Raw genomic sequence first — 6131 nt, forward strand, 5'->3', positions numbered from 1 at the left:
AAAAGGGTAAGATCAGACAAGATCACCAAAGGGACTTGTCTGTCAATCAACTTAACGAGTGCCTTTGATAACGCCAATTTCTGCATTCAGCAAAGGACCTATCTCTGCCACGATACCCGGACCATCCGTTTTCTCACGACATACCACCAGATTCTCAAGCAGACCAAGCCTTTCAATGCCGTAAATGTCCCTGCCATGCCCCTTTTTCTTAATAGCACTCTTAAGTTCGGAACGTGTAACTGAATTCACGGTCAGACGGTCAGTTGTCAATTTCTTCCAGCTCCAGAAAAGGTCAACCTGCTTCTTCGTAAAAGAAGCGAACGTACCATTTTCCTGCTTTAATACTCTGATATATACCGGCAGGTAAGGTATAAGACCAAACCTCGATGCTATCTGCGGACAGGTGCCAGCCCCAAGGACACTAAGCTCAGAAGGCTGGATCTTCAAGCTGATACCGATATCAACTGTTACACCATCCTCATCAATGGAAGAAATGAAGCCTCTATAAACTGCTTTATCATCCACATAGGTCACCGGAGTGCCGAACTTTTCCTTAAGGAAATTAATAGCGAACTCACCATCATCTCCAGTAGCAGCTACCTGAAGCCATCCATCCGGACCCAGTGAGACCTCAGCTTTCGCATCGAGGTCTTTCAATTCATTTTCCAGCATAAAGGAAGCAGAGCTTAATGCACGTTCTACATTGCCGTAGATCTTGATGGTCAAAATTGCGGTTTCCATGGGTACTTATTGAATAGCAAGCATTTAACCGTTTTTGTTCAGAAGGGAGGAAAAGACATCCCTTGTAGTGTCATAAGCCTTGATGACCTCACCATCCACAGGTGTTTCTGAAGAATCGATCATATCACCGATCATTGCCATATCACGACTGAACGGCCCAAGCTTCCTTTTAATAGTATCCACATCAGCACCTGAGTCTATAAGTTCTTTATAGATACCCTCTATTTTAAGGCGCAACTTTTTGACCATATCAAGTATCTCAGCAGAAGCTGTGTCAATTTCTGACCCACTTACTTCATGGCGCTCCTCAACATCATATTCATCAGGAAGCTCACCATCGAGAGAAATTATGAGGTCCTTAAGGATCGATACGACATTAACACCTTTTTCCGTCAACTCGACATATTTGATACGCCCTTCAAATGAAAATTGAACAAGTCCGTCCGCCTCCATTCTTGAAAGGATCTTGGTCGTGTGGGCAAATGTTGAATTGATCTCTTTTGTGATAACGGAACCATAGGTCCTACCATAGAACCATATCGCAAGCAAGGCAAGTGTTGGTTTCTCTTGAAGGAACAAATATTCAGGACTTATTTTTGGCAGACTGATTCCCCCATAAATATATAAAATTCATAATAGATTTTAGTTAATTCAACATTAACTAATTTGATATATATATTACTTTCTATAATACATGGATCGAGCTCAGACCATACTAAAATGGTCAAAGCTTAGAACTTAAAGACTCCTTAAGACATCTTTGATAGTCTCGATATTTGCATCGGTTTTGAATGAAATTCCAGTAAAATGTGTCCTTGAGACGTTGGCCCCGGTGTCCCTAAGAGCGGCAATGAACATGTCCATTGCAGGTGCGGAGACTCCTATCATCTTACAAATTACGTGCTGGTCATAGAAGAAAGGAATATCCAGTTCATCTCTGCATGCCAGGACAAGCTTCTTTGCCTGCTCTTTCGTTCCAAGAGGTCTGTCTTCGATCTCCAGGAGAACCTCATCACAATACTGGGTTTCATGTAATTGTCCTAACCACAGAGGACCTGCAATATAGACATCTTTTCCACAAGAGCTACAATGAGCGCTGATGGATATGGCCATTCCGTGAGATACCTCCCTGTGACCACAGTGCTCGCAATGGGAGAGGAATCCAAGCTCCTTAAGCGCTTTATCTGCCTGTTTAGCACCTTTTTTAACCTGAAGATAAGTGCGCACATAGTGCCTTGTAGCGTGAGAGAGCAAGGGAGTCATACCTTTGTCATGTTTGGCAAGTTCTCTCGCGATCTTGCCAAGAAGGATACGGACACCCATCTCACTGTGAAATTCATTGTTCAATGGCACAGCGGCATATTTTCTCATCCCGGAATTAAAATGAGCACCACAAAGCGGAGCTGTGTCTGTCGCAGTAACCTCTAAAAAATGAACTGCCGACCTTGTAGCCGCATCAAGATAAGGAGCCGGGGTTCCAAAAGGATCGAGATCCACTATATTGAAACGCCTCTCGTGCATCAGTACATTGGCATTCTTGCAAGTAGCTTCCGCAATATCGGAAACCTCTGCAAGCTCAATGTTCTCAAGAATGAGTTCGTGAGCATCATCACTCCAGTCGTTCAAAATAGAAGTGATGCCCACCTCATTGGCAATCCTCAATCCCCTGATGCCTGATGCAGACATCGCATCAAGATAAGTAATGTCCTTGAGATCCATATCCTTTTTGAGAAGAATACGTTTAGCACAAGCTGAGGTTGCTGCAACCGAGATATCCCGATTCAATTCCATATGAGGATTGTAGAAGACCGGTGCTTCAGAAGGTGGGAATGGAACCCCTTCCGGAGGAACCGGCACATAGACTGTCGTACTACCCTCTGAGACCTTAGTGCTCAACATTTGCATATTGGAACTTGTAACAGAACAACATCATTTAACAATAACGGTACCATCCATTCTTGGCTGGCCGAGAATGCTGTAATTGTATGTCCCTTCTTCAGTGAAGGTATAATTGAAAGGCATTCCATAGTTTATGATATGGTCGTCCCACAACCCATCTTCACTGACAAGAGTGAAACGTTTCCTATCACCGCTATTCTGCCGATTGTTCCAATAAACGGTATCCCCTTTATTGATCTCAAGTAAAGCAGGTCGTGACAAATAATGATCAAGCGTGATAGAATAGATCCTTGGCTCGATTATTTCCTCAGAGACATTTTCAGAAATATCTTCAGAAACATTTTCATCCGGAATATCTCCGGAGATAACATCATCTGAAACATTGGTTTCCCCACCATCAACATCATCGCCACTGTCACCTATGCAGCCGGCTGCAAAAATACACATGGTCGCCAACAATATTATTAGCATTTTATTGTTCATTTTCCTCACACCCATATTTTGTTTTCAAGAATTATAAAGGTAGCCACACAGTAACGCAGATATCTATTTAAGTTGCAATAACAATTCAAAAACCCTATTGATCATTATTTGATGTGTACAATACAAAAAGAGGTGAAATGAATTGACTGAAAAAAACAGTGTTGGAGAAAAGATCCGCCAGTTCCGTGAAGACCGTGATATGACAGTGGAAGAACTGGCAAATGAAAGTCAGAGCAATGTGGAACTGATAGAAAAGCTTGAAGCGGGAGAGCTCATCCCGTCATTAACACCTCTTTTGAAGATCGCACGTGCCCTCGGAGTGCGCCTTGGAACGTTCCTTGATGACACACCACAAAAAGGCCCCAGGATAAACCGTAATGGAGAAGCAAAGAACGTGGTCCGCTTTTCAGGTAAATGTGCATCCTGTGAAGAAAGCGCACTTGATTTTTGCTCACTTGCTGCTGATAAGCAGGACAGACATATGGAGCCCTTCATCATAGATGTCCACCCCTGTAAAGATGTAAATGAACCGGTATTGTCATCCCACGAAGGTGAAGAGTTCATTTATGTGCTCGAGGGAGATATCGAAGTATCCTACGGAAAGGATAAGCACACCCTGACAAAGGGCGACAGCATCTACTATGATTCCATCGTTCCGCATGACCTCCATGCAGCAGGAAAGGAATCAAAGATACTAGCAGTTGTCTATACCCCACTCTAAAGGAGGAGAAATGTTCGTTACCACTGTTACCCCAAGATTCGGCGATATCGATGGCCTGGGACATGTGAACAATACAGTTCTTCCCGAATGGTTCGAACTGGCAAGGAACCCGATATTCCGTATGTTCGAGCCAGATCTCGACCTGAGTCCTGAGAAATGGACACTCATAATGGCAAGGATCGATTTTGATTTCCTTGGCGAGATGTTCTTCGATGGCGATGTAGAGATAAGGACATATGTAAAAAGATTAGGGAACAAATCCTTTACGTTGCATCACGAAGCCTGGCAAAGAGGAGAACTTAAGACAAAAGGAGACGCCGTGCTGGTGTGCTATGATTTTGTCAATAAGAGGTCAAAGCCTTTACCAGAGGACATAAAGGAAGCTTTGGCAGAACACCTGATCCCTGAAGATAAAAACGAATAAAATTAAAAAGGATCTGATATCAATGCCATTTACTAAAGCTACCATTGGAGAGTTCTTTGAAGACCAGGTAAGAAAGGATCCGAACAGGGACTTTATAGTCTATCCTGATCGGAACTTACGATTCTCATACAGTGAATTCAATGACAGGGTCGATGATCTTGCAAAAGGACTCATATCCATAGGCATCACAAAAGGCGATCACGTTGGTATATGGGCACGAAATGTGCCTGACTGGCTGACATTCTTTTTTGCAACAGCAAAGATCGGTGCGGTGCTCGTCACCGCAAATACTGCGTACAAGAGCCACGAACTTGCATATGTAATGAAACAATCGGATATGAAGGCACTTGCCATCGTTGACAGGTTCAGGGACGTTGACTATGTGGAAACAGCCTATGAATTGGTACCTGAACTAAAGTCATGTAAACGAGGGAACCTTAAAAGTAAAGAGTATCCAAAACTTGAAAGCGTTATCTTCATCGGTCAGGAAAAGCACAGGGGAATGTACAACACAGCAGAACTGCTTCTGCTTGGAAAGTATTCAGACAGAGAAGAACTTGACCGTCTAAAGGGAACACTGGACTGCAAAGATGTCATCAACATACAATACACATCAGGAACAACCGGATTCCCGAAAGGTGTTATGCTGACACACGAGAATATCCTTAACAACGGATATTACATCGGAGAAAGGCAAAAGTTCACAGAGGACGACAGATTATGCCTTCCTGTTCCATTGTTCCATTGCTTTGGACTAGTACTTGGGGTCCTTGCAACCCTCACCCACGGCGGTACGCTTGTAATGATAGAACTTTTCGATCCGCTTTTGGTGCTGGCAGCTGTACAGAAAGAAAAATGTACTGCCCTTTATGGAGTACCTACGATGTTCATTGCAGAGTTCTCACACCCGATGTTCGAAATGTTCGACATGTCCTCATTGAGAACAGGCATCATGGCAGGATCCCCATGCCCGATAGAGGCCATGAAAAAAGTTATCGACGAAATGAACTGCAAGGACATTACCATAGCTTATGGCCTCACAGAAGCTTCTCCGGTATTTACCCAGACAAGTACCGATGATCCCATTGAACGCCGTGTGAGCACAGTAGGAACATCAATGGAACATATCGATGTAAAGATAGTGGATCCTGAGACCGGCAAGAACGTAGGACCGAATGAGCAGGGGGAAATCTGCTGCAGGGGTTACAATGTTATGAAAGGCTACTACAAGATGCCTGAGATGACAGAGAAGGCCATCGACAAGGATGGATGGCTGCACAGCGGAGATCTCGCTACCGTTGACGAGGAAGGTTACTACCGCATTACCGGAAGGATAAAGGATATGATCATCCGGGGCGGAGAAAATATCTACCCAAGGGAGATAGAGGAATTCCTTTACACCATCGAGGGAATTAAAGATGCCCAGGTAATTGGTATCCCTGATAAAAAATATGGGGAGATCGTAGGTGCTTTCGTTATACTCAATGAGGGTTCAAAGCTCACACCGGAAGATATCAGGGATTTCAGCATCACAAAGATAGCACGCTATAAAGTGCCAAAACACATATTCATTGTAGATGAGTATCCACTTACTGCAAGCGGAAAAGTTCAGAAGTTCAAGCTTAGGGAGATGGCTGTTGAGTTGATGGAACAAAACTGACCGGCCATATCACAGTATATAGGGAGCTAAAAGCTCCCCCCTTTTCTGTTTTTATTAATAAAACGTAACTATTCAGCCATCCTCACGTTTTTGATATAAACTTAGAATACTCAACACAATTCCATCAGTGCTTGATATTGATTTTACCAAAAAACAATATACTATGCCTCTATTTTAGTCACTCCCTGAAATTCAACCTGGTT

Annotated in this window: 7 protein-coding genes; 3 read left to right on the top strand and 4 right to left on the bottom strand. The window is 43.4% G+C overall.

Annotated elements, in window-relative coordinates; all coding sequences use genetic code 11:
* Positions 1–51: 51 nt before the first annotated feature.
* From QAS77_RS09770 to QAS77_RS09785, 4 genes are all read right to left on the bottom strand, one after another.
* Positions 52–741 (bottom strand): DUF2110 family protein, encoded by a 690-nt coding sequence (locus QAS77_RS09770; protein WP_305065269.1) that lies wholly within the window; start codon positions 739–741, stop codon positions 52–54.
* Positions 742–765: 24 nt separating this feature from the next.
* Positions 766–1320 (bottom strand): MarR family transcriptional regulator, encoded by a 555-nt coding sequence (locus QAS77_RS09775; protein ID WP_305065271.1) that lies wholly within the window; start codon positions 1318–1320, stop codon positions 766–768.
* Between the two features lie 159 nt (positions 1321–1479).
* Positions 1480–2640: a tRNA (guanine(10)-N(2))-dimethyltransferase gene (locus QAS77_RS09780; RefSeq protein WP_305065273.1), complete on the bottom strand. Its 1161-nt coding sequence runs from the start codon at positions 2638–2640 to the stop codon at positions 1480–1482.
* A 30-nt stretch (positions 2641–2670) separates the two neighbouring features.
* Positions 2671–3123, bottom strand: coding sequence for a hypothetical protein (locus tag QAS77_RS09785; RefSeq protein WP_305065275.1), 453 nt, complete (start codon positions 3121–3123; stop codon positions 2671–2673).
* Between the two features lie 142 nt (positions 3124–3265).
* Here QAS77_RS09785 and QAS77_RS09790 point away from each other — a divergent pair, with 142 nt between their 5' ends.
* The 3 genes from QAS77_RS09790 to QAS77_RS09800 are packed head-to-tail and all read left to right on the top strand — an operon-like array spanning position 3266 to position 5928.
* Positions 3266–3844: a helix-turn-helix domain-containing protein gene (locus tag QAS77_RS09790; protein WP_250868786.1), complete on the top strand. Its 579-nt coding sequence runs from the start codon at positions 3266–3268 to the stop codon at positions 3842–3844.
* A gap of 10 nt (positions 3845–3854) precedes the next feature.
* Entirely contained in the window at positions 3855–4268 is a 414-nt protein-coding gene (locus QAS77_RS09795) for an acyl-CoA thioesterase (RefSeq protein WP_250868785.1), read from the top strand.
* 22 nt (positions 4269–4290) lie between these two features.
* The gene (locus QAS77_RS09800; RefSeq protein WP_250868784.1) at positions 4291–5928 is read left to right on the top strand and encodes an AMP-binding protein; all 1638 of its coding nucleotides are present in this window, start codon (positions 4291–4293) and stop codon (positions 5926–5928) included.
* Positions 5929–6131 lie beyond the last annotated feature (203 nt).

The sequence above is a fragment of the Methanococcoides sp. genome, from assembly GCF_030594565.1.
Taxonomy (GTDB): domain Archaea; phylum Halobacteriota; class Methanosarcinia; order Methanosarcinales; family Methanosarcinaceae; genus Methanococcoides; species Methanococcoides seepicolus.

What these genes read in the sequence shown, in the direction of transcription:
- QAS77_RS09770 (WP_305065269.1), bottom strand. Translation starts at nt 741, where the DNA reads ATGGAAACCGCAATTTTGACCATCAAGATCTACGGCAATGTAGAACGT.
- QAS77_RS09780 (WP_305065273.1), bottom strand. Translation starts at nt 2,640, where the DNA reads ATGTTGAGCACTAAGGTCTCAGAGGGTAGTACGACAGTCTATGTGCCG.
- QAS77_RS09785 (WP_305065275.1), bottom strand. Translation starts at nt 3,123, where the DNA reads ATGAACAATAAAATGCTAATAATATTGTTGGCGACCATGTGTATTTTT.
- QAS77_RS09795 (WP_250868785.1), top strand. Translation starts at nt 3,855, where the DNA reads ATGTTCGTTACCACTGTTACCCCAAGATTCGGCGATATCGATGGCCTG.
- QAS77_RS09800 (WP_250868784.1), top strand. Translation starts at nt 4,291, where the DNA reads ATGCCATTTACTAAAGCTACCATTGGAGAGTTCTTTGAAGACCAGGTA.